The sequence below is a fragment of the Olsenella sp. Marseille-P4559 genome (genome assembly GCF_900605015.1).
GTDB lineage: Bacteria > Actinomycetota > Coriobacteriia > Coriobacteriales > Atopobiaceae > Tractidigestivibacter.
This window is the reverse complement of record NZ_LR027573.1, coordinates 384,411-406,936: the sequence shown is the minus strand read 5'-3', so window position 1 is coordinate 406,936 and position 22,526 is coordinate 384,411. Positions and strand designations below refer to the sequence as shown.

The 22,526-nt window shown below is 62.2% G+C and carries 21 protein-coding genes; 19 read left to right on the top strand and 2 right to left on the bottom strand.

Annotated features, from left to right (window positions below):
- The first annotated feature begins 2 nt into the window (after window positions 1-2).
- From leuB to E0E00_RS01725, 13 genes are all read left to right on the top strand, one after another.
- Window positions 3-1,115 (top strand): 3-isopropylmalate dehydrogenase, encoded by a 1,113-nt coding sequence (leuB, locus tag E0E00_RS01785; protein ID WP_130810857.1) that lies wholly within the window; start codon window positions 3-5, stop codon window positions 1,113-1,115.
- A 475-nt stretch (window positions 1,116-1,590) separates the two neighbouring features.
- Entirely contained in the window at window positions 1,591-2,505 is a 915-nt protein-coding gene (gene yhfZ / locus E0E00_RS01780) for a GntR family transcriptional regulator YhfZ (RefSeq protein WP_130810855.1), read from the top strand.
- A gap of 39 nt (window positions 2,506-2,544) precedes the next feature.
- Entirely contained in the window at window positions 2,545-2,913 is a 369-nt protein-coding gene (locus E0E00_RS01775; RefSeq protein ID WP_130810853.1) for a PRD domain-containing protein, read from the top strand.
- Window positions 2,914-2,926: 13 nt separating this feature from the next.
- Entirely contained in the window at window positions 2,927-3,280 is a 354-nt protein-coding gene (locus E0E00_RS01770) for a DUF2620 domain-containing protein (protein WP_130810851.1), read from the top strand.
- Between the two features lie 113 nt (window positions 3,281-3,393).
- Window positions 3,394-4,728: a YhfT family protein gene (locus E0E00_RS01765; protein ID WP_130810848.1), complete on the top strand. Its 1,335-nt coding sequence runs from the start codon at window positions 3,394-3,396 to the stop codon at window positions 4,726-4,728.
- A gap of 121 nt (window positions 4,729-4,849) precedes the next feature.
- Complete coding sequence (locus tag E0E00_RS01760; protein ID WP_130810846.1) at window positions 4,850-5,770, top strand: phosphotriesterase; 921 nt, start codon at window positions 4,850-4,852, stop codon at window positions 5,768-5,770.
- Window positions 5,767-6,873 carry an aminotransferase class V-fold PLP-dependent enzyme gene (locus E0E00_RS01755; RefSeq protein ID WP_130810844.1) on the top strand — a complete coding sequence of 369 codons (1,107 nt, stop codon included), beginning with the start codon at window positions 5,767-5,769 and terminating at the stop codon, window positions 6,871-6,873. Before E0E00_RS01760 ends, E0E00_RS01755 begins: the two co-directional genes overlap by 4 nt.
- Window positions 6,874-6,881: 8 nt before the next feature.
- A complete protein-coding gene (locus E0E00_RS01750; protein WP_130810842.1) occupies window positions 6,882-8,042 on the top strand; it encodes an alanine racemase in 1,161 nt (386 codons plus the stop codon).
- Window positions 8,043-8,100: 58 nt separating this feature from the next.
- The gene (locus E0E00_RS01745) at window positions 8,101-9,327 is read left to right on the top strand and encodes a phosphopentomutase (protein WP_130810840.1); all 1,227 of its coding nucleotides are present in this window, start codon (window positions 8,101-8,103) and stop codon (window positions 9,325-9,327) included.
- A gap of 2 nt (window positions 9,328-9,329) precedes the next feature.
- Window positions 9,330-10,397: a hypothetical protein gene (locus tag E0E00_RS01740; RefSeq protein ID WP_130810838.1), complete on the top strand. Its 1,068-nt coding sequence runs from the start codon at window positions 9,330-9,332 to the stop codon at window positions 10,395-10,397.
- A gap of 749 nt (window positions 10,398-11,146) precedes the next feature.
- The gene (locus E0E00_RS01735; protein WP_207302613.1) at window positions 11,147-12,499 is read left to right on the top strand and encodes an Eco57I restriction-modification methylase domain-containing protein; all 1,353 of its coding nucleotides are present in this window, start codon (window positions 11,147-11,149) and stop codon (window positions 12,497-12,499) included.
- Complete coding sequence (locus E0E00_RS01730) at window positions 12,478-13,425, top strand: BsuBI/PstI family type II restriction endonuclease (protein WP_207302612.1); 948 nt, start codon at window positions 12,478-12,480, stop codon at window positions 13,423-13,425. The genes E0E00_RS01735 and E0E00_RS01730 overlap by 22 nt, the downstream gene beginning before the upstream one ends.
- The gene (locus E0E00_RS01725; protein ID WP_130810834.1) at window positions 13,397-13,720 is read left to right on the top strand and encodes a hypothetical protein; all 324 of its coding nucleotides are present in this window, start codon (window positions 13,397-13,399) and stop codon (window positions 13,718-13,720) included. The genes E0E00_RS01730 and E0E00_RS01725 overlap by 29 nt, the downstream gene beginning before the upstream one ends.
- 150 nt (window positions 13,721-13,870) lie before the next feature.
- On the opposite strand, the gene ilvA is transcribed toward E0E00_RS01725, so the two are convergent.
- Entirely contained in the window at window positions 13,871-15,091 is a 1,221-nt protein-coding gene (ilvA, locus tag E0E00_RS01720; RefSeq protein WP_130810831.1) for a threonine ammonia-lyase, read from the bottom strand.
- 147 nt (window positions 15,092-15,238) lie between these two features.
- On the opposite strand from ilvA, the gene E0E00_RS01715 reads away from it, so the two are divergent.
- From E0E00_RS01715 to ade, 5 genes are all read left to right on the top strand, one after another.
- Complete coding sequence (locus tag E0E00_RS01715; RefSeq protein WP_130810829.1) at window positions 15,239-16,057, top strand: ABC transporter ATP-binding protein; 819 nt, start codon at window positions 15,239-15,241, stop codon at window positions 16,055-16,057.
- A 5-nt stretch (window positions 16,058-16,062) separates the two neighbouring features.
- On the top strand, window positions 16,063-16,809 hold the full coding sequence (locus E0E00_RS01710; RefSeq protein WP_242622089.1) for a class I SAM-dependent methyltransferase: 747 nt from the start codon (window positions 16,063-16,065) through the stop codon (window positions 16,807-16,809).
- Between the two features lie 138 nt (window positions 16,810-16,947).
- Window positions 16,948-18,117, top strand: coding sequence for a GTP-binding protein (locus E0E00_RS01705; protein WP_130810827.1), 1,170 nt, complete (start codon window positions 16,948-16,950; stop codon window positions 18,115-18,117).
- A gap of 45 nt (window positions 18,118-18,162) precedes the next feature.
- The gene (locus E0E00_RS01700) at window positions 18,163-18,699 is read left to right on the top strand and encodes a hypothetical protein (RefSeq protein WP_130810825.1); all 537 of its coding nucleotides are present in this window, start codon (window positions 18,163-18,165) and stop codon (window positions 18,697-18,699) included.
- Window positions 18,700-19,294: 595 nt separating this feature from the next.
- Entirely contained in the window at window positions 19,295-21,121 is a 1,827-nt protein-coding gene (ade, locus tag E0E00_RS01695) for an adenine deaminase (RefSeq protein WP_130810823.1), read from the top strand.
- A 49-nt stretch (window positions 21,122-21,170) separates the two neighbouring features.
- On the opposite strand, the gene yfbR is transcribed toward ade, so the two are convergent.
- Window positions 21,171-21,773 (bottom strand): 5'-deoxynucleotidase, encoded by a 603-nt coding sequence (gene yfbR / locus E0E00_RS01690; protein WP_130810821.1) that lies wholly within the window; start codon window positions 21,771-21,773, stop codon window positions 21,171-21,173.
- 103 nt (window positions 21,774-21,876) lie between these two features.
- Between yfbR and E0E00_RS01685 the strand changes: the two genes are divergently transcribed.
- Window positions 21,877-22,500, top strand: a complete 624-nt coding sequence (locus E0E00_RS01685) for a flavodoxin family protein (RefSeq protein WP_130810819.1) — start codon at window positions 21,877-21,879, stop codon at window positions 22,498-22,500.
- Window positions 22,501-22,526: the final 26 nt, after the last annotated feature.

Genomic DNA, 22,526 nt, shown 5'->3' with positions numbered 1-22,526 from the left:
CAATGGCCAAGGCGACCTACCATGTGTGCACGCTGCCGGGCGACGGCATTGGTCCCGAGATCATGGCTGAGGGCAAGAAGGTCCTGGCAGCGGTGGCCGAGAAGGCCAGCGTTGACTTTGTCTGCGAGGACCACCTCATTGGCGGCGCGGCAATCGACGCAAGCGGAAGCCCGCTTCCCGACGAGACGCTCGAGGCCGCGCGCGCTGCGGACGCCGTGCTTCTCGCCAGCGTGGGCGGACCCAAGTGGGACTCCACCGACCCTACGGCGCCTCGCCCGGAGCAGGGGCTTCTCGGCATCCGCAAGGGGCTGGGCCTCTACACCAACCTGCGTCCCGTGAAGATCTACGACGCCCTTGCGGGCGCGTCCACGCTGCGCCCGGAGGTCATCAAGGGCGTTGACCTGGTGATTGTCCGCGAGCTCACGGGCGGCCTCTACTTTGGTCACCGCGAGCGCTTCTACGACGAGGAGGGCGCTGGTGCCAACGGCGGTCGCGGTCAGCGCGCCTACGACACCATGGAGTATCGCGAGTACGAGGTGGAGCGCATCGCGCGCAAGGCCTTCGAGGCCGCGCGCAAGCGCCGCAACAAGGTGACGAGCGTCGACAAGCGCAACGTGCTGGAGACCTCCCGCATGTGGCGCGAGGTGGTGCACCGAGTCCATGATGAGGAGTTCCCCGAGGTGGAGCTTGAGGACCTTCTGGTGGACAACACCGCCATGCAGCTCATCAACCGTCCTGCGGACTTCGACGTCGTCGTGACCGAGAACATGTTTGGCGACATCCTCTCCGACGAGGCGGCGCAGATCACGGGCTCGCTTGGCATGCTTGCGAGCGCGAGCTTGGGTGACGGCGTCTCGCTCTTTGAGCCCTCCGCCGGCTCCGCGCCCGACATTGCCGGCAAGGGCATCGCCAACCCGCTGGCGCAGATCCTCTCTGTGGGCATGATGCTCACCTATGCCTTCGACATGACCGAGGAGGCCGGCTGGGTCGAATCTGCTGTGGGGCGCGTGCTCGACGAGGGCTGGCACACCCGCGACATCGCCGACGACGCCACGTCGGCGGACCACGTCCTGGGCACCGCCGCCATGGGCGACAAGGTCGTGGAGTACCTGTAGGGGCGGCGTCCCGCTGGCGACGGGGGGCGTGTCCGGTCGACTGAAGTGCGTATTTGGCGACAAGGTCGTTGCCAGCCTGGCCTAGACACCTAGAACCTGGTTTAGAGCATCTGGCTGCGGCCCGCACGGTCTTCTCGCCGTGCGGGCCGCTTTTCTGTACATGTATCGGTCCCCTACGATCTTGTGCATCCGCCTTTCTATCTTGTATTGCCAAAACGCTTGGCGAACGAGTCTGTCTCGCCAACTGCCTGCGAATATGTAAATTCAAACTAAATATCATGCCAGCTTGGCGTATAAGATCGAGAGGCGGCAAAGTCGGGTGACAGGCTGCCCTCTTACCACTGACGCCAAGAAATCGACCGTTTACAACCTCTTAAACGCTGGAGTCCTTGAATACGCCCGCAAAACAATCATTATTGTCTTATGAAATGAAAGTACAAAATAATGTATATTCATCCGCTCAAAGGGGGAGCTGATGGCTGACGTGCTCAACAAAGCGGGAATCACCACACAACGCGTTGCCGTCAAGCTCTGCGGCATTCCCTTGGGGACGAGGATTCCAACGGTCTCTGAGCTGCAGGAATCTTGTGGGGCTTCTCGCGGCAACGTCCAGAAGGCCCTTGCCGCTCTGAAAGACTCTGGTGCCGTAACCTTGGAGGCGCACGGCCAGAACGGGACTCTGCTTACGGCTGTCGATTATCTCTCGCTTGCTGACGCCTGTGGTAGGCGGCACCTTGTGGGTACGATGCCCCTGCCCTATACGCGGCGCTACGAAGGATTGGCAACGGCTCTCTACACGTTGTTCAATGAGGGCGGCATGCGCTCGTTCATCACGTTTCTGCGTGGTTCGGAGGCCCGCGTTCAGATGCTGTTTGACGGCTCTACCGACTACGTCGTTATGAGTCAGATGGCACTTGAGGAATATATCCGTGCTGGCTGTGATCTTGAGGTGGCCTTGACGTGCGGCTCCTTCAGTTACGTTGGGCGTCACGTGCTCCTTGTCGCGGATGCCGCAAGGACGGATTGGTCGGGTGCTCGCGTGGGAATCGACGAGTCTTCGGTTGACCAGAGCAGCCTCACGCGTCGTTACTTTGCCGACGAGCAGGTCGATTACGTACCTGTTCAGTACACGCATATCGTGAACATGCTGTTGGCTGGCGAACTCGACGTGGGCATCTGGAACGAGGACGATGTTCACATGAAGACCTCCGGCCTTGCCACACGTCCTCTGAGCGACCTTGGAGCACAGGACTCAAACACCCGTGCCGTGGTGGTCGTTCGCGCGGACGATCCCTTTTCGCGCCAGCTCATTCGTTCGCTTGCGAGCGCCGAGAAGATTGAGGACATCCAACGGCAGGTCATGGAAGGACGGTTGGCCGCGCGGTACTGACCGGGGATTAAACCCAGGGGACAAGAGTAGGGAGAAGAGATGGATGAGCTGAGCGAGAGGATCGAGGTGCTCCGAAGCTGCGGCTTTGTAGATGACTCTGGCATGCGCGACCTCAACAGGATTGCGGAGGTTCTCGTTTCCGAATGCGGGGTCTCTCGTAATGACGAAGTCCTGGGCACGCTCATCGCTCACGTTGCGGCGGCGCTTAAACGTGCTCGTGATGGCGAGAAGATCAATCCGCTCGCTGCCGATGTCATCTCTGACGTCGTGGACAGCGAAGTCTATCCAGAGGCCCTGCGCATCCAGCATGAGCTCCTGGGCTCCATGGAGAACGACCTTTCGGCTGATGAGAGGGACTTCGTGCTTGTGCATATAGGGGGCCTGCTCATGTCGCGGGCTTCCAGGTAGAAAGGAGAGGGCAATGAGAATTGCGGTCGGTGGGCTCAACAAAAATGAGATGGAGGCCGCCATCAAGAAGGCGGCTCCCGATGTGGAGGTTACCGTCACCAACGACATGACGGGTGCCCAGCTCATCAAGCAGGGGAAGGTCGATTACTACTTCGGTGCGTGCAACTCGGGTGGTGGCGCCGCCATCTCGATTCTGATTGGCCTGGTGGGATATCCCAAATGCTGCACGGTCTGCAAGAACGGCTGCACCCCCAAGCTGGACGAGATCAAGAAGTTCGTCGGTGAGGGCAAGGTTGTTTTCGGTATGACGGTGGACACCATCGACCAGACGGTGCCACTGCTCATTGAAGCGCTTAGCGCAAAGTAACTCGCGCTCTGACGTGCGCGGCGAGGTCGTGGGGGCCGTGTCGCATATGCACGTAGGCTTCGCCGGGCGGATAAGGCCGCTCGGAAGGAAACGGAAAAGAAGGGATGTGCTCAATGGAAGTCAACGCTTTTAGCATTTTGCTCGTTGGCGCACTTTGCGCCATGACGGCTCTCTGCTCTCATCTTGGAGTTGCCGTGTTCAACGACGGCGTTCGTCCGTTCGTGCCAGAGATGCTTGAGGGTCGCATGCCGCGCCCCGAGTACGGTGTGGCGGTCTTTGGTCTCTGCATCGGCTTCATCGCGTCGGTCGGCATCGGTAACGCCCTTGCCACGAACCTGCTCAACCCTTGGTTGCTTTTCCTTGCAACCGACATCATCGGTGCCTTCTGCCCCAATAAGGTGTCGGCTGCTGTTGCCGGAGCCGCATGGGGCGTCCTGTGCCTTGTGGGCCTCGGCGGCATCAATACCGTTCTGACCTTCCTGCCTGTTGACGTCCTTGGGGCCCTTGGCCAGCTTGGCACCTACATCGTGACCGGCTTTGCCCTGTTCCCCGTTGTTGCCATCATCATGCAGTTTGGTTGGAAGCGTGGAATCATCACTGCCGTCATTGCGCTTCTCGCCCGCGTTGTCGGCCCCATGTGGAAGTTCGGCCCCACCCAGACCTCCATTAGCGCCGATGCCTGGTGCCTGCTTGTTGGCGTGCTTGCGCTCGTGATCTTCTGCATCATTAAGGACAGCAAGGAGAAGAAGGACGGTCCTGGCGAGTTCGAGGACAACGTGTTCACCGAGCGTGTCGCGCGCATCCGCAAGAACGTGCCGTTCCTGATGATTTGCGGTGCCCTCATTGCCGTGGTCTGCAACCTGCACCTGTTTGCCGGCTCTACTGTCTCTATGTTCAACCTGCATGACGCCTACTACACTGCGGGCGCTGACACCGCCGGCTTGATTCAGACCGCTGCCGTCAACGAGCTCTTCCGCGGCATTAGCTTCATCCCGCTGATTGCCGTCACGGCCATTACCACCGGCGTCTACGGTGTTGCGGGTTTCACCTTCGTCTACGTTGCTGGCTACCTCTCTCCGAACCCGATTGTCGCCGCCGCCCTTGGCGCCGCCATTATTTTCTGCGAGGTTATGCTTCTGTCTGTCATCGGCAGGCAGCTCGGCCGCTTCCCCAGCCTTCGTGACGCCGCGGACAACATCCGCTCTGCTATGGGTACTACCGTTGAGTTTGCCGTTCTCTTTGGCTCTCTGAATGCCGTCATCGTGATGGGCACCTCCGTGGGTAACGCCGCTCTGGCGTTTGCCATCGCCGCCGCCATTTTCTACGTGAACGAGGCCACCGGTCGCAAGATTATGCGCATGGCCATCGGCCCCGTCTTCGCCCTGGGCACTGGCATCATCCTGAACCTGCTCTACGCCGTCGGTCTCGTTGCCCTCGCTGCTGCGTAATCGCACCTTTTGTCCTGAGGCCCGCCGCCTCTCTCGGCGGTGGGCCGATTCTGCGGGGCGAGAAGCCCCCTCAACGTCCTTCTCGCCTGCTATTTGTAGGTCGGAGGGGGAAGGCATAAGCATGATTCAGACCGTACTCGGCCCCATTGAGGCCTCAAAGCTCGGCGTTACGATGGCTCACGAACATCTCTCCGTGGATCTCGGCAGCGTTCGTGGCGACGAGGACTCCATCTTCACCGACTCCCCGCTTGTCCGCTCCGAGATGGGGCGCCTGCATGCCGCCGGCGTGGACAGTGTGGTTGAGGTCAGCTGCATAGATATGGGCCGCAATGCGAGTGCGCTTGTTGAGATTTCACGTGCAAGCGGACTCAATATTATCTGCTCTACTGGCTTTTACCTGGAGAAATACCATCCTGCATGGCTCAAGGAAGCTCCGGTCTCAAAAATCGAGGATACCTTTCGCCGTGAATTCGCCGAAGGAATCGACGGCACTGACGTCAATCCGGGCGTCATTGGCGAAGTCGCAGGCGAGAAGACCGAGATAACGGAGTCGGAGACCAAAGTCATGGTTGCCGCAGCTCACGTTGCCTCCGAGGTCGGCTGCGCCGTGACCACTCATTGCCAGCTTGGGTGCATGGCTCCCGAGCAGGCCGATTTGTTGCTTGGGGCAGGTATGAAGCCCGAGAAAGTCATTCTCGGCCACCTTGACCTTGCCGACGATCTTGACTACTACCGTCGCGTCTTGGCGCGCGGCGTGAACATTGGGTTTGACACCTGCGGCAAGGTTGCCTACCTTGCCGACGAGAGGCGTGCCCAGAATCTTGCCGTGCTCGCCGCAGAGGGCTTTGCTGGGCAGATCGTACTGTCAACGGACATCTCGCGTCAGTCCTACATGCACGGAAAGGGCGGGTTTGGCTATACCGCCGTCATCGACCGCGTGCTCCCCATGGCGCGCGAGGCGGGCCTTCCCGAAGATGACATTGACACAATGATGGTGAGCAACCCTGCTCGCATCTTCGACATCGAGGGTGGTCTGCGATGAAGACCTATCCGCTCTACTCCCGCACCTTTGAGGAGGCACGGGATTTGCAGTTCAAGGTTGTGGATGCGACGTCGCGCGCGTTTACGGGCGAGGAGCTGCTGGACCTTGGGGACCTGGGAGTCCACAAGGGCACCAACCGACCGCTCCAGACCATTCGGGTCGAGCGTGTCTTCGCCGAGGTCTTTGATGCCGAGGATGCCGTGCTCGTGCGCGGTGCCGGTACTGGGGCGCTTCGTTGGGCTATTGTAGCCTGCGTTGAGCCGGGAGCTACGGTTCTGGTCCATGACGCTCCCGTGTATCCGACCACGCAGGTGACTCTGGACACCATGGGCTGCAAGACCGTAATGGCTGATTTCAATGATGACTCCTCGATAGCTGCCGTTTGCGCCGGCCACAGGCAGCAGATCGCTGGTGTTTTGATTCAGCATTCGCGTCAGAAGCCAGATGACTCCTATGAGCTCGGTCATGTCATCGGGCAAGTTCGTGCTGCGTTGGGGGACGCGCCCATCGTGACGGATGACAACTACGCCGCCACAAAGGTCATGGCTATTGGCAATCAGCTTGGGGCTGACCTTGCCACCTTCTCGTGCTTCAAGGTCTTGGGTCCTGAAGGCGTCGGCGTGGTTCTTGGTAAGAAGGAGCTCGTCGAGAAAATCCGCAGCATGCAGTACTCCGGCGGATCGCAGGTTCAGGGCCATGAGGCCGTGGAGGCGTTGCGCGGCCTGGTCTATGCTCCGGTGGCGCTCTCCATTACTGGCGCCACATGTCATGAGGTGGCCCGACGCTTGAACGATGGCGAGCTCGAGCATGTGCGCGCTGCGTATGTGGCGAATGCCGAGAGCAAGGCGGTGCTCGTGGAGTTTGACGAGGACGTGGCTGATGAAGTTCTGGCGTTGGCGCCCTCCCATGGTGCGGCACCCCATCCTGTGGGCTGCGAGAGTCGCTATGAGTTCGTACCCATGTTCTATCGAATCAGCGCGACGTTTCGCGCCAAGGACCCCGCTTGGCAGCGGCGAATGATTCGCATTAACGTCATGCGTTCTGGTCCGGATACCGTCATCCGCATTCTCCGCGAGCTTCTTGCCGCGGTCTATGCAGGTTAGGGGCGTCCATGTTTCTTGACAGGCTGGTTGAGACAAATCGTCCCTTAGCTGAGCTCGCACTCGCTTGGGAGGCGGATGGCAAGATTCTTCCCGACACCTACCTCATTGATCTTGACATGGTTTGCAGGAATGCGGCCATCATGAAGGCTGCCGCAGATGGGGCGGGCATCTCGCTCTACTTCATGCTCAAGCAGCTGGGGAGAAACCCGCTCCTTGGGCAGCGTCTTGCGGAGCTGGGGCTCTCGGGTGCCGTGTGCGTGGACTTCCGCGAGGCCTTGGTGATGGCCGAGGCGGGGGTTCCCCTGGGAAATGTCGGCCATCTCGTCCAGACGCCGCATGCGGCGCTCGGGCGCATTCTGGCCGCACGCCCCGAGATCATGACCGTCTATTCCGTTGAGAAGGCTGCGGAAGTCGGAGCCGAGGCCGAGCGGCAGGGTTTCGTGCAGCCCATCATGCTGCGCGTCCTTGGCAAAGACGACACCCTCTATTCGGGGCAGTATGGTGGTTTTGCCCTCGACGGGCTTGGAAGGGTGGTTGATGCCCTGGAGAAGGTTGCCGGCGTTCGAATTGCTGGCGTCTGCTCCTTCCCGTGCCTGCTGTTCTCTGAAGAGAGCGGCGAGCTTGAGCCTCAGCCCAACGCGCAAACCGTTCGCGAGGCAGCGGAGCTGCTGAAGGCACGCGGCTACGATGGGCTCCAGCTCAACATGCCGTCCGCAAGCTGCGCTCACGCTGTGCCTATCGTGGCCGCTTTGGGCGGCACCCACATGGAGCCTGGACACGGACTTTCTGGCACTACGCCATATCACGTCGCACATCCCGGCGAGCCCGAGGGGGTCGCTTACGTGTATGTGAGCGAAATCAGCCATGGCCTAGCTAACGTCTCCTACTGCTACGGCGGCGGGCACTATCGCCGTGGGCACCTGCGAAGCGCCTTAGTTGGAAGCTCGATTGACTCCGCATGCCGTGTAGAGGTCACCCCGCCCACTGACGAGAGCATCGACTACCACTTCGAGCTTTCGCGCTGTCTGCCTGTTGGAGAACCGGTCCTCATGTGCTTCAGGACGCAGCTCTTTGTTACCAGAAGCGAGGTTGCGGTGGTCTCGGGCATCTCGGAGGGAAAGCCGTGCCTGGAGGGCATCTTCGACACCCAGGGGCGTCGTGTCAGATAGTTCGCCATGAGCTCCCTTGTTATCAGCGGGGGAGCCATTTCATTGAAGGGGGACTCTCATGCAGGAGAAGCGCGGAAAGTTCGTCGTCATTGTCCTGGACGGTTTTGGCGTGGGGCAGATGCCCGATGTTCCGGAGGTCCGGCCGGCTGACATTGGGGCCAATACCTGCGTCCACATATTCGAGCGAACGCCGGGCTTGGCGTTGCCAAACCTGGCCGAACTTGGCTTGGCGAATGCGGCGGGCAAGGAGTTTGCCGGCCTACCCTTCTCGCCTGGTGCCACTTGGGGACGCGGCACCCTTACGCATCAGGGTGCAGACACCTTCTATGGGCACCAGGAAATCATGGGAACCAAGCCGCCGGTGCCGTTGACCGAGCCTATTCAGGTCGCAGTTGACGAAATTGCCGAGGCGTTGACCGGGAAGGGCTTCTCGGTGCGCTTTTACACGTCCGAGAAATCCGGGATGCGTTTCATCATTGTCAATGATGCCTGTACCGTGGCGGACAATGTCGAGTGTGACCCTGGCCAGGCCTTCAATGTGACCGCCGCAATCGACGACCTGGATTTTGATACAGAACTCAGGATTGGTCGCATTGTTCGCGGCATCGCAAAGACCCCGCGCGTCATCACCTTTGGCGGGCGCAGCGTCCACCTCGACAATCTGCTTGCCGCCGTCGAGGAGCACGATGACTTCATTGGCGTGAACGCGCCTGCTTCTGGCGTCTATAACGATGACTATCACTGCATCCATATGGGCTATGGCGTCGACGAGAAGGTCCAGGTGCCCTACATCTTGGGGGAGCATGGCGTTGACGTGCGCCTTCTGGGCAAGGTGGCAGACGTCTGCGCCAATCGCTTTGGCGAATCGGAGTCCATTGTTGATACCGCTGAGGTGCTGACGCGAACTCTGGAGCTGGTCAGGCAGCCGGGCAGCGGCTTCATCTGCACCAACGTGCAGGAGACCGACCTCATGGGACATCGTGAGAACGTTGCTGGTTACGCCGAGAAGCTCACGATTGCTGACGGCATCATCGGGCAGATTCGCGCATCGCTGGCACCTGAGGACGTCCTTGTGGTCCAAGCAGACCACGGAAACGACCCCACCATTGGGCACCCGCACCACACCCGCGAGTACGTGCCTCTCCTTATCTCGCACGAAGGGGCACCGGTGGGCTGCATCGGGACGCGCGCCACGCTCTCTGATGTGGGCGCCACGGTTGCGGACTACTTTGGGTGTCCTTCGCCGGAGAACGGCACGAGCTTCTGGCCGCAGATCAGGGGTTAGGGATGACGCTTTCCCTCGAGGACCGGCTCGTGGTGGCGGGCCGCGCCCTCGGTCGCTCCGTCGTGGCGATAAACCCGCATGCGCGTGAAGAGGCATCGCACAAGTGCGAGGGCTTCTCGTGCCTTGGCGTAAAAGATGATGCTGGGCTGCCCCAAGAGCTTCTCGACCGTTTTCTCCTGTCGCCCGATTGGCTCGTGCTCACCGTTGACCACAAGGCCGACCTTGGACGAAGTGTGGATACGGAGCTCGTGAACCCGCTGACCTACAGGGCGATGACGGGGTCTACCAGTGGTGGCCCGATAAACGTGTTGAAGGGGGTAAACGACGTTTGCATAGGGACCGACGGCGGCGGGAGCGTGCTTGCCCCGGCGCTGGCAACAAACCTTTTTGCCGTCATGGGAAAGGGGCTGGGGCTTCTGACAACGGGCGAGGGGCGTTCGACGGACGGGCTTGTGTTTCGAGGCGGTGTGGGATTCATCAGGAGGGGCTTGGGACTGGTAATTTCAGCCGCAGAGCTTGCCTGTGGGGAGTCGCTTGCGGGTGGTGCGTTGCCGCGGGTGGTGGCACCCGTCGCTGGTTCGACGCTGCTCCCCGGCGGAGAAGACATGCGCAAGAAGGTAGATGGGTTTCTCACTGAGGCTGGCCTGCCTGCTGCTTCCGATTACGCCTTCTCCGACGTCTATGATCGAAAGCGCACTGTGCCCGAGCTGGGTGCTCTGTGGGAACGTGAACCCCTAGCCTGTGTGGTGACGTTTGAGGGGCCTATCGACGTGCTTTCGGCGGACGAGACCATCCCTCGCGGCTTTGGCGGCGTGGCTCCTGACATGGTGGCACACGTGCGTTCCAAGGCGGTCTGCAAGTCCGTGAACATGGCGGGCGGCTCGGCGGTCTGCGTGCCGACTGGCGAGTTGGCCTGCGGGCTTCTCGTTTCCTGCGGTCCGGGTGTCGAGGCCGCGCGAGGGGCGGTGCGCCTTGCGCACGAGCTTGCGGCCCATATCCAGCTACCAGAGATGCTTGTAAGCTATTTTCACGACCGGCAGAAACCGCCACGGGCGCTAGACCTGTTCTAGGGCAGCGTCACGTAAACCGTCGGCCGCCCATTGGGGGTGGGCGACCGACGGAAAAGAAGGGATGCGCCCAATGGCTTATCGGGCACATCGGCTGAACTATAGCGTATGGCTTGGGGTCCCTCAAAATGCACATGATGCGTGTTGTGCCACTAGGCCCTAAGGACAGCCTGAGGCTCTGCGGGCTGAAACGGCTACCGTTGCCTTGGCGAGAAGTGCCTTGTTGCTGGTGACGAGATAGACTGCCTCGAGACGGCTGCTATGGTTGTGTCGCCAACCTCAACTCCCACGCGGAGGACGTTGCGCACGGCATATGTGATGGGTTCGACGTACGGTAAGCTGTTCGTGCAACGTGACGCGAAGCTGTATCGCTGGGAATATCACAACGTGTTGTGACAGGGGCTCACGCCCGGCGTCGTGTCTTCAGAAGACTCAGGCGGGCTGAGGCAAGCTTCGCGTCTCAATTGGATATAGCCGGATTGGGCGGTTCAGGCAGCCTTCTGCGACGCTGACGGTGTTTCAAAGCCCCGTCGTCCACTCGGATTTGCGCCGAGGAGCGGCGGGGCTTCTGTGTGTTCGCAGACCACGTAAATCTGGAATCCGCTGTTACGCTGGACTCTTACGCTTGATTCAATTTATGTCCGGACGGTCCGGTAGACTGTTCGCCGAGCAGGGAAACCGATGATTTTCGAAACCGAGGTGATCGCATGGTCGCGAGCGCGTTGCTGATGGCGGAGGAGACGAGGTCGCACGTGGTCGCGACGACCGGCGACACCGCGCGCTCAGATTACTCGCAGTACCTCACGCCGTACCAGACAGCGCACCTCGCCGCTTCGATGCTCTCCGACGCGGACGGCGGCAGGCTGCGCTGCCTCGACCTCGGTGCGGGGACCGGTATCCTCTCGGTTGCACTCGCCGAGCGCTACGGCGGCCGGGTCGACGTCGACTGCGTGGAGCTTGACCCCGAGCTCGCCCGCATCTGCGACGGCGAGCTGTCGCAGCTCGAGATTCCCCATCGCGTGGCGGTCGGCGACGCCCTCATAGTACCGATCGGGCCCGGTTACGACCGGGTTATCCTGAATCCGCCGTACAGGAAGATGGCCGCCGGAGACGTGCGGCAGGCAGGTCTCCCGGCGCGCTCGCCAAACCTGTACTCGGCGTTCATGATGGTCGCGCTGTGTGCCCTCGCGCCTGGCGGCGAGTGTGTGGCAATCGTGCCGCGCTCGTGGACGAACGGGCAGTACTTCCAGCAGTTCCGGGCATGGGCGCTGTCCACGTGCTCGTTCGACGCGATGCACGTCTACGGCTCGCGGACCGAAATCTTCTCCGATACGAACGTGCTGCAGGAGACGATGCTCGTACGGTTCTCGAAGCGGCCGCAGGCGCCGACCGTCCGCGTGTCGGAGTCGCAGGTGAAGGACGGCGAGCCCGTCGTCCGCGAGTACCCGTTCGACGAGCTCGTGGACACAGGAGGCGACCTCGCGGTGCGCGTGACGCCCGCCGGACGCGGTCCGCTCGACGGCATGGCGACGCTCAAGGCGTCCGGGCTCTGCGCGAGCACGGGCAAGGTCGTGGACTTCCGCTCGCGCGACGTGCTGCGACGCGACTACGAGCCGGGGCTGAACCGGCTCATCTACGCGTGGAACTTCACGTCGGAGGGCTACACACACCCCGTCGACAGCTACAAACCCCAGTGGATCGACTGCTCGAGCGAGAGGTTCGCCAAGCAGCTCATACCCGCTGGCAGCTACGTTGTCGTGAAGCGGTTCTCGTCGAAGGAGGAGTCACGCCGCGTGAAGGCGCACGTCCTCGACCTCGGCGAGCCGCAAACGCTCGAGAACCATCTGAACTACGTCCACGCGGGCACGCCGAGGAAGACGGTGCCGCTCGACCCGGCGCTCGCGCGCGGCCTCGAGCTGTGGCTCTCGTCGAGTGAGGTTGACGCGTGGTTTCGGGCGCGCTCGGGCAGCACGCAGGTCAACGCGAGCGACCTGAACGCGATGCCCGTGCCGAGCGCGAGGCAATTGATCGAGCTGGGCGGTCGCTGGTTGCTCGGCCTCACGCAGGAGGAGGTGGACGGGCTGTGTCGATCGGTCCTTCCGTAAGCGTCGAGGGCACGCGCGAGCTGCTGCGCGACCTCGGTATGGACGACGAGCGCAGCAACGAGCGCTCTGCGATGGTGCTGCTCGCGCTCGCGCATCTCAAGCCCGGCGACGACTGGCGCAGCGCGACGAACGGGATGTACGGCATACGCACGATCATGGACCGGATCGCTGAGGCGTTCGGTGTCGAGTACAAACCGAACACGCGTGAGAAGATCAGGCGGTTCACGCTGCACCAGTTCGTGCAGGTCGGCATCATCGAGGAGAACGCGGACGACCCGACGCGCCCGATCAACTCCCCGAAGTGGAACTATCGGCTCACGTTCGACACGCTCGACCTCGTGACATGGTGCGGGACATCGTGGTATCCCGACCAGCTCGAGATCTGCCTTGAGGGGATAACCACGTGGGTCGAGTACAGCTCCGAGCGTCGCGAGATGGCGAAGGTGCCGGTCACGCTCCCGGACGGCACCGAGGTCAAGCTCTCGGCGGGCGGTCAGAACATGCTCATCAAGGCGATGGTCGAGGAGTTTTGCCCGCGCTTCGCACCGGGCGGGAAGGTGCTCTACGTCGGCGACACGAGCAAGGTCGACGAGACGGTCGATGCCGAGACGCTGGAACGCATCGGGGTCAAGCTGCTCGAGCGCGGCAAAGAGCCTGATCTCATCGTTTGGCGCGAGGACAAGGGCTGGCTCTACCTCATGGAGGCGTGCTCGACGCACGGCCCGGTGGACGTCACGAGGAAGAACGAGCTCATCGAGCTGTTCGGCGACTGCGGACACCCGATCGCCTACGTCTCGTGCTTCCCGAGCAGGAAGGTCATGCAGGACTACCTCGGCGACCTCGCGTGGGAGACCGAGGCATGGTGCGCCGACACGCCCGACCACATGATCCACCTCGATGGCGGGAAGTTCATGGGGTCGTACTGATACAGCTCACGTACCTCATCAGAAGCGCGAGGTCAAAGACAGGTTCCTCAGCGAGGAGCTGCCCGACGGGGTGACGCGTGGCGCCGTCGGCACCTACGAGGCGGAGGGTGGCGAGCTGTACATCCTCTCGTTCAGCGTCGAAGGGTCGACCATCGCCGGCGCGAGGACGTTGTCCAAGCTCAGGTGTGCGCTACGGGATGACGCCAACACGAGGTTCCTCGCCGACGACGCCACGCCGGCGGACCACGTCCTGGGCACCGCCGCCATGGGCGACAAGGTGGTTGAGTACCTGTAGGGGCGACGTGCCGCTGGCGACGGGGGCGTGTCCGGTCGCCGGAAGCGCGTATTTGGCGAGAGTTGCAATATTTGGGGCCCTCCGGCGATTTCCCGTCGCCGGAGGGCGCTTTCTTGCAACTCGAATGCAGCGCAGCGTGTGCGCAGTACGCTACAGTGACGTCTGTACCAGCGTGGGATTGAAGCCGGCCTCGCGGATGGCATCCACGATCTGCGCCTTGTGCTCCTCACCGTACGCCTCAATCGTCACGCGCAGCTCCACCGCGGCGTTCCTGTTGGTCGAGACGAACTGGTTGTGCTCGAGCTTGATCACGTTGCCGTTCTGCTCTGCGATGACGCTGGCCACGCGCACCAGCATGCCGGGGCGGTCGGGGAGCAGCACGCTCACGGTAAAGATGCGCCCGCGCTGGATGAGCCCGTGCTGTACCACGCTCGACATCGTGATGACGTCCATGTTGCCACCCGAAAGGATGCACGCCACGCGCTTGCCCTCGGCGGGCAGGTGCTTGGCGGCTGCCACGGTGAGCAGGCCGGAGTTCTCGACGATCATCTTGTGGTTCTCGACCATGTCGAGGAACGAGACGACCAGCTCGTCATCGTCCACGCAGATAACATCATCGAGGTTCTGCTGCAGGTAGGGGAAGACCTTGTCGCCCACCTCGAGAACGGCTGTGCCGTCGGCGATGGTGTTGGCGCCGGGGAGCTTCGTCACGTGCCCAGCTTCGAGCGCCGCCGTGAGGCTTGCCGCTCCCGTGGGCTCAACGCCAACGACGCGGATCTTGGGGTTGTAGAGCTTGGCGAAGGTCGAGACGCCGCAGGCAAGGCCGCCGCCACCCACGGGCACGAGAATGGTGTCCACCAGCGGCAGCTCCTGGATGATCTCCATGGCAATGGTGCCCTGTCCGGTTGCGACCGTGGTGTCGTTGAACGGCGGAATGTAGGTGAGGCCCCGCTCCTCGGCCAGCTCGACCGCGCGCTGCTTGGCATCGTCAAACACGTCGCCATAGAGGACGACCTCGGCACCATAGCCCTTGGTACGCTCAACCTTGATGAGTGGCGTCGTGGTGGGCATCACCACGATCGAGTGCGCCCCTGCGTGCGTGGCGGCATAGGCAACGCCCTGGGCGTGGTTGCCGGCGCTTGCGGTGATCACGCCGCGGTCGAGCTCCTCCTGGCTGAGCTTCGAGATCTTGTAATAGGCGCCGCGCAGCTTGTAGGCACCGGTGCGCTGCATGTTCTCGGGCTTGAGCCACATGCGGTTGCCGGTTGCCGCCGAGAGGTACGGGCTCCCCACGAGCTTGGTCTCGAGCGTGACCTCCTTGACCTTCTCGGATGCCTCCTCGAACGCCTCAAGCGTGAGCATCTCTGGCATGTGGAACCCCTATCTGCGCGAATGGCGTGTGAGATGTTACGGCGCGTCGCCAACATTCCACAGGCGCGCACGCATTGCTTATAGTAGGTCTTCACGGCCCGCCAGATGGTGGTGCGTTTGTGTGAAGTTTCATGTAAGGGAGACCGCATGCAGGGCGAGAACAACGCTGGCGGCGATACGCCACTCTTTGCCATCCACGACGCAAGCGTAGTGAGGGCGAGCAAGACCATCCTCCACGTGGACGACTTCACGCTGCACGAAGGAGAGCACGTGGCCCTTCTCGGCCCAAACGGTGCGGGCAAGTCGACCTTCATACAGCTCCTCACCAGGGAAGTTTTCCCGCTGTACCGAGACGAGCCACCGGTGCGCTTTCGTGGCAACCCGCGTCCGCAGCTCACCGACGTGCGCCGCACGCTGGGCGTGGTGAGCTCCACCATGCACGACCAGATCCGCGTGCACCTGCCGTCCATCGACATCGTGACGGGCGGGCTCTTTGGCACGCTCGGCCTGCCAAAGCAGGTTGAGGTTACCGAGAGGGACCGGCAGCTGGGACTCGACGCGCTGGGGCGCCTGGGCATCCCCGAGGTCGCCGAGCGCGACGTCATGACCCTCTCGACCGGCCAGGCCCGCCGCGTCCTGGTTGCGCGCGAGCTTATCCGCGACCCACAGGTGCTGGTCTTTGACGAGCCGTGCACCGGCCTTGACCCCGAGGGCATGTATCACGTGCGCGAGACCATGGGCACCCTGGCCGCCGAGGGGCGCTCGATCATCCTTGTCACGCACTATCCCGAGGACATCATCCCGGCCATCGGACGCGTGATGCTTATCAAGAACGCAGCCATCTTCGCCGATGGACCCAAGGTGGGGATCCTCACCGACAAGGTCCTCTCGGACCTCTTCGACGTGCCGCTTCTGGTGGACGAGCATGACGGGTGGTACTCGATGCGCGGATCGTACGGGGTGTAGCATTGGTGGAAGGCCTGGTTGTAGAGGTTGCTCCCAATGGAGACGTCGCGCGGGCCCAAGCGCTTGCGGAGCGCCTGGGGGTCCCTGTGGCACCTTTGGGTACCGCGCAGGCTACGGGTGCGCTTTGCCTGCGTGTAGCCGAGGAGGGTCTCTCGCTTGAAGGTGACGGGATGTCCCTTGCCGCGGACTTCTCGCGTATGGTGCCTCGCCTGCGCACGGGCAACCTTAGCCGCGAGCTGGTGGTTCGCGCGGCGCGCCTCCATGGGGCAAAGGGGACGCTCACGGCCGTGGACGCGACCGCCGGGATGGGGGAGGACTCGCTGCTTCTGGCCGCTGCGGGCTTCTCGGTGACGCTCTTTGAGCGCGACCCGGTGATGTGTGCGCTTCTGGCAGACGCCCTTGCGCGTGCGGCGGACGACTCTGCCCTGGCGGAGGCGGTTTCTCGCATGGAGCTTCGGGGCGAAGACTCCGTGACGGCGCTCCCCGCGCTGGGGTTCTCACCCGGCGTAGTCCTTCTCGACCCGATGTTTCCCGAGCGCCGCAAGAGTGCGGCCGTCAAGAAGAAACTGCAGCTCATCCAGCGTCTTGAGCAACCATGCGACGACGAGCGAGGCCTTATGGCCGCCGCTCGCGCCGCCGGGCCTTGCCGTATCGTGGTGAAGCGGCCGGCCAAGGGGCCGTGGCTTGCGGGCGAGAAGCCCAGCTATACCGTGGGTGGCAAGGCCATACGGTTTGACTGCTACGCGCTGTAGGGACGCTTGACGGCCATGGCGGCCTGCCATGGCGGCGGCTCCTCTCGGCCCCTCAATCTCACCACACGCATGCCCTAGACTTGCCAAGTCCACCAGACACGTCGCCTGCGCCGCTCGCGTCGGCAGAAGGGGGCACGCATGCCCACGTCAACCAAGGACATCACGACTCCAGTCAAGATCGTCATGCTCACTGGCTATCTGGGGGCGGGCAAGACCACGCTGCTCAACCACATCCTCGCCAATGACGAGGGCATCCACGCTGCCGTCATCGTGAACGACATCGGCGAGATCAACGTCGACGCAAGCCTCATCAAGAACGGTGGCCTCTCCGCAACTGACAGCCTCATCCCCATGAGCAACGGCTGCATCTGCTGCACGCTCTCATCCGACCTGGCGCAGCAGCTTGACTCCATCGCGCGCACTGGCAACTTCGATTACATCATCATCGAGGCCTCGGGTATCTGCGAGCCCGTCCCCATTGCGTACACCATTTCGTCTATCTGCGACCAGACCAAGGGTGGCACCGCGCCGCTTGACCTGGACAACATTGTTGCCGTGGTGGACTGCGCTCGCATGTATGACGAGTTCAACGGCGGCCACGCCCTTCTTGCCGACGACATCGAGGAGGATGACGTCGAGGGCCTGCTCATCCAGCAGATTGAGTTCTGCACCACGCTCGTGCTCAACAAGTGCGACCGCGTGACGCACGAGCAGGTGGCCGAGCTCAGGGCTATCGTGCGCGGCCTGCAGCACGACGCGCGCATCGTGGAGGCCGTGAACGGCAACGTCCCTATGGACGAGCTGCTCAACACCGGACGCTTTAGCTTTGACGAGGCATACGGCTCGGCTGCCTGGGTTGACGCCATGGAGCATCCCGAGGAGCACGAGAACCCCGAGGCCCTGGAGTACGACGTCTCTACCTTTGTCTACCAGCGCCGCAAGCCCTTCGACTACCATGCGCTCTCCGAGTTTGTTGTGAACAGCTGGCCCGAGTCCGTGATTCGCGTCAAGGGTCTCGTGTGGGTCAATAGCGATCCGGACATGTGCTATGTCTTCGAGCAGGCAGGGCAGCAGTTCACGCTTACCGAGAACGGCCAGTGGGCGTCGCTGATGCCTGCCGACGTGCTCAAGAACACCATGGCCGAGGTGCCTGAGCTGCGCCGCGATTGGGACCCCAAGGTGGGCGACCGCATGGTGCGCCTCTGCGTGATCGGCCGTCACATGGATCGCGATGCCGTAGAGCGTGGGCTTGACGCTTGCCTCACCACGTGGGAGGGCGAGACGCCCGCTATCGGGGGGTTGGAGTAGGACCGTGCGGTGCACGGCCGGGCTCTTGGTGACGTTGGGGGGGCCATGGACGAGAATGGCGAGACGCGCGTGATGGGCGCCGATGGCGACCTTGACGTCACAGTGCATGTCCCGCCTGCCAGCTCAGACACCGCTCCGTCGCCACGGCGCGGTGCGGAGCCAGTTCGCAATGCGGTGCCGTCGCCGTCGCAGACGAGCTACTACGGCTATGGTGGCGCGAGCGGCGGCGATGGCGGCCCTCGGCACGGGCGAGGTCCCAACCTCAAGCGCATAACGTTTGTGCTGGTAGGGGCGCTTGTCGCGCTTGTTGTTTTTGCCGTGGTCTCGAGCTGCGTGAGCGATGCCGTGTCGAGCGTGGCATCGGGGGTTGCGAGCGGGGTGGCCTCGAGCGGTACGAGCAGCACGAACTCCAGCACCACCAGTACCGACACCGGCTTCGAACTTGATGGCCTCGGAGAGGCGCTGGGCGATGCCGCCACAACCTTGGGCGACGTTGCCGAGGGTATGGGCAGCGTGGCGCAGGACCTGATGTCCGAGCTTCCTTCTCAGGTGCAGGGTCTTCCCGACGCAGCCGGCCGATAGTTCGCAAATTGGCCATGGCGACCCCAGCAGGGAGCTCTTGAGAGGCGTTTTTCCTCTGCGGCAGATTACGGTAGATTCCTGTGCACAAAATTGCCCTATCGAACGGTTTTTCCTGAGTCGCTGCATAAAAACGCCCTATCGAAGGGTGCCTGTGACAGTATTTCATCAATTTTGAAACTAATGTTCCAAGATAATGCATATTTATTGGAAAATACTCAGTTATTTGGAACTATAGTTACATTCTTGATGTGGAATCCCGAAATCGACCGAACGATAGACCGTTTTCATGCAGAGGAAGCCAAAAAGTCGTACGATAGGCCACTTTTATGCAGGGTTATACCTTCGCGGCTCGGTCTCTTGGCAGGCCGTTCCTCTTGGGCGACCCTCCTTCCTTCGAGTGGCCTTCCGCGGCGCTGGGACTTCTCCGTAACTTCCGTACGGTTACGGTCGTCTAACTAGCGAAACCCTGCGCCACAGTAGCGGCGCGCGCACCTGCAGAATCGTTGCATACCGCTCGCAGAATTCTTTCTCCACCGTGACGCGGAGCAGGTAGCGTTTTGGCAATTAAAGAGCTGGGCGTCGAGAGGAGCTTGTTATGCTCAATCATTTTTGCAAGTGTCCACTGTGGGAGTGCAACCGCACGCTCATCCGCGTGGCTCAAGGCCAGGAGCCGGCTGACCTCGTCATTCGCCACGCTCGGTTGGTAAGCGTCGCAACGCACGAAATCCTTGATGACACGGACATCGCCATTGCGGCTGGGCGCATCGCCTACCTGGGCATCGGTGGCCACACGGCCGAGCACTGCATTGGCAAGAAGACCACCGTTATCGATGCCGCGGGCCGCTACGTGGTCCCGGGTTTCATGGATGGCCACATCCACGTGGAGTCTGCCATGGTTGGACCTTCCGAATATGCCCGTGCCGTAGTGCCGCATGGCACGACTGGCATCTACTGGGACCCGCACGAGGCCATGAACGTCGCTGGCCTCCCCGCGCTCAAAGAGCTTGTCCGCGACTCCGAGCGCGTTCCGCTCAAGTGCATGGTCACTCCCGGCTCCTGCGTGCCTGCCGTGCCGGGCTTTGAGGACACCGGTTCGAAGATCGATGCCAAGGACATCCGCGAGACCATGGGCTGGGACTCTGTGGTGGGTCTCGGCGAGATGATGAACGACCCGGGCGTTCTTGCCTGCGACGAGGGCCCGCTTTCCGAGATGGACGAGACGCTCAGGGCCGACAAGACCTTGACCGGGCATTTCACCGTGCCAGGCACCGACCGCCAGCTCAACGCCTACATCGCTTCTGGCATTTCGTGCTGCCACGAGTCCATCACCCGCGAGGAGGCGCTCACCAAGCTGCGCCTCGGTCAGTACGCGCAGCTGCGCGAGGGCTCTGCCTGGCAAAACCTCGAAGAGCTGGCGCACGTTATCACCGAGAACAACATTGACGCGCGCCATGTGAATCTCGTCTCGGATGACAACCACCCCGAGACCCTGGTCTCCGAGGGGCATATCGACCGCATCTTGCGCAAGGCCGTGGGCTACGGCATCGATCCCGTCTCGGCAATCCAGATGGTCACGATCAACGTGGCCGAGTGTTTCGGCATGGCGCGCGACCTCGGCTCCGTCACGCCGGGCAAATGCGCTGACCTTGTGATCCTCGAGGACCTCAAGGGCTTCCGAGTGACGCACGCCTTCATCGACGGCGAGCTGGTGGCGCAAGACGGCGTGGCGCTCTTCTCGCCAGAACCATACCCTTGGCCCGGCTTCATGTTTAACTCCATGCACGTTGCGACAGACATCAGGCCCGAGACCTTCCGCATTCCCGCAGCTCACACCGACGGCTCGCCGGTGAAGGGCGAGAGTGCCCTCGTACGCGTGATGACCTCGAGCGCAGGCTCAACGGTCACCGAGGAAGAGCACCTCGAGGTGCCCGTGGTTAGCGGCTGCCTTGCGTGCGTGCCCGAGAGGGACATCCTGAAGGCATTCGTCTTCGAGCGCCACCACAACACGGGGACGTATGCCTATGGCTTTGCCAAAGGCTTTGGCATCCACGGTGCCCTTGCGCAGACCGTGGCCCACGATGCCCACAACCTGCTGGTCATTGGCGATAACGACGAGGACATGGCCCTTGCGGCAAACCTGCTTATCGACTGCGGCGGAGGCGAGGTGGCCGTTGCCAACGGAGAGGTGCTCGGCCAGGTGAAGTTGCCAGTCTTGGGCCTCATGAGTCCCAAGAGCGTTGAGGAGGTGGCCGAGGAGGTCCGCGGAGCCGAGGCCGCCTGGGCGAAGATGGGCTGCACGATGCCCTCGCCGTTCATGACGATGGCGCTGCTCTCGCTTGCCTGCATCCCCGACCTCAGGCTCACCAACCGAGGCTACGTGGACTGCCACGGGTATCAGTTTGTGCCGGTGATGGTGGAGTAGAAGCGATGGCGGCCGGCGCACGGCCCGTAGCCGCTCGCCGGTCCCGCTGTCACAGCAGCTCGTCCAGCGTCTTTCCGTAGCTGGGGAGAAACTCTCGCACGAAGTCCGCGACCTCGGGCATCCGCGAGGCCATCTTGTCCACCTTGGCGCGGATGCCCTCTTCGGCGGTCTTGAACTCTGCGTTTCCCGATTGGCCCTCGTCGATGCACTTGATGAGGGCCGATATCTTGTCGGCAGCCTTCACCAGGCAACGCAGGTACTGGTCGTTCTCGTCTGCAGGATCGTCACGGAAGATCTGCTCGTACGTGGGCCGCAGGTCTTCTGGTAGCGTCTCGAGCAGCGTATCCTCAGCGCTTCTCTCCACGTCCTTGTAGGCGTTGCGGATGCCGCGGTTGGCGTACTTCACCGGCGTGGGCATGTCGCCGGTCACGATCTCGGTCGTGTCGTGGAAGAGGCCGATGAGCGCGGCCTTCTCGGCGTCGAGATGACGACCGTGGCGCACGTTGCCAAGCGTGGCCAGGCAGTGGGCAATCGCCGCGACCTCCAGGGAGTGCTCGGAGAGGTTCTCGGGCCGCGCGCTGCGCATGAGGGCCCAGCGCTCTATGTACTTCATCCTCGAGACAATGGCGAGAAATGTCGATTGCTCCGTCATGCCGCGGCCTTCCTGATGGGTTTGCATCACTTAATGGTACGCTCGAATGAGACGGAGGGACAGTCCCTTTGTCTCATCCAGAAGGCGTTTGGCGGGGGCACACATGAAGGTTCTTATGCTTAACGGGGGCATTAGCCCTAAGGGAAACACCGGCATCGCGCTGGCAGAGGTGGGCCGCGTGCTCGCCGGGCAGGGCATAGACTCCGAGGTCTGCCATCTTCCCCTGGCTCCCGTGCGCGACTGCGTGAGCTGCGGCAAGTGCTTCGAGATTGGTCGTTGCGTCTTTGATGATGATGGGGTGAACGAGTTTGTCGAGAAGGCCTCGGCGGCGGACGGCTTTGTCTTTGGCACGCCTGTCTACTATGCGCACCCTGCCGGTCGCGTCCTGGCTTTTCTCGACCGAGTGTTCTATAGCGAGCATGGCCAGTTTGCCTTCAAGCCGGGTGCTTGCGTGGCCGTGGCACGTCGCGGCGGCAGCACATCTTCGTTCGACGTGATGAACAAGTACCTGGGCATCTCGAACATGATTACGGTGGGGTCCTCGTACTGGAACATCGTCTACGGCGCCAAGAGCGGCGAGGCCGCCCTGGACACCGAGGGAATGAAGACCATGCGCAACCTGGGGCGCAACATGGCATGGCTGCTCAAGAGCATCGAGGTCGGACGCGCCGCGGGTGTTCCCGCGCCCGAGGCCGAGGGCGGCGGCTGGATGAACTTCATCCGATGAGACAAGGGTGAGACAAGGGGGCTGCC

What these genes read in the sequence shown, in the direction of transcription:
- E0E00_RS01745 (WP_130810840.1), top strand. Translation starts at nt 8,101, where the DNA reads ATGCAGGAGAAGCGCGGAAAGTTCGTCGTCATTGTCCTGGACGGTTTT.
- yfbR (WP_130810821.1), bottom strand. Translation starts at nt 21,773, where the DNA reads ATGACGGAGCAATCGACATTTCTCGCCATTGTCTCGAGGATGAAGTAC.
- leuB (WP_130810857.1), top strand. Translation starts at nt 3, where the DNA reads ATGGCCAAGGCGACCTACCATGTGTGCACGCTGCCGGGCGACGGCATT.
- yhfZ (WP_130810855.1), top strand. Translation starts at nt 1,591, where the DNA reads ATGGCTGACGTGCTCAACAAAGCGGGAATCACCACACAACGCGTTGCC.
- E0E00_RS01715 (WP_130810829.1), top strand. Translation starts at nt 15,239, where the DNA reads ATGCAGGGCGAGAACAACGCTGGCGGCGATACGCCACTCTTTGCCATC.
- E0E00_RS01740 (WP_130810838.1), top strand. Translation starts at nt 9,330, where the DNA reads ATGACGCTTTCCCTCGAGGACCGGCTCGTGGTGGCGGGCCGCGCCCTC.
- E0E00_RS01705 (WP_130810827.1), top strand. Translation starts at nt 16,948, where the DNA reads ATGCCCACGTCAACCAAGGACATCACGACTCCAGTCAAGATCGTCATG.
- E0E00_RS01775 (WP_130810853.1), top strand. Translation starts at nt 2,545, where the DNA reads ATGGATGAGCTGAGCGAGAGGATCGAGGTGCTCCGAAGCTGCGGCTTT.
- E0E00_RS01765 (WP_130810848.1), top strand. Translation starts at nt 3,394, where the DNA reads ATGGAAGTCAACGCTTTTAGCATTTTGCTCGTTGGCGCACTTTGCGCC.
- ilvA (WP_130810831.1), bottom strand. Translation starts at nt 15,091, where the DNA reads ATGCCAGAGATGCTCACGCTTGAGGCGTTCGAGGAGGCATCCGAGAAG.
- ade (WP_130810823.1), top strand. Translation starts at nt 19,295, where the DNA reads ATGCTCAATCATTTTTGCAAGTGTCCACTGTGGGAGTGCAACCGCACG.
- E0E00_RS01700 (WP_130810825.1), top strand. Translation starts at nt 18,163, where the DNA reads ATGGACGAGAATGGCGAGACGCGCGTGATGGGCGCCGATGGCGACCTT.
- E0E00_RS01770 (WP_130810851.1), top strand. Translation starts at nt 2,927, where the DNA reads ATGAGAATTGCGGTCGGTGGGCTCAACAAAAATGAGATGGAGGCCGCC.
- E0E00_RS01760 (WP_130810846.1), top strand. Translation starts at nt 4,850, where the DNA reads ATGATTCAGACCGTACTCGGCCCCATTGAGGCCTCAAAGCTCGGCGTT.
- E0E00_RS01685 (WP_130810819.1), top strand. Translation starts at nt 21,877, where the DNA reads ATGAAGGTTCTTATGCTTAACGGGGGCATTAGCCCTAAGGGAAACACC.
- E0E00_RS01750 (WP_130810842.1), top strand. Translation starts at nt 6,882, where the DNA reads ATGTTTCTTGACAGGCTGGTTGAGACAAATCGTCCCTTAGCTGAGCTC.
- E0E00_RS01725 (WP_130810834.1), top strand. Translation starts at nt 13,397, where the DNA reads ATGGCGGGAAGTTCATGGGGTCGTACTGATACAGCTCACGTACCTCAT.
- E0E00_RS01755 (WP_130810844.1), top strand. Translation starts at nt 5,767, where the DNA reads ATGAAGACCTATCCGCTCTACTCCCGCACCTTTGAGGAGGCACGGGAT.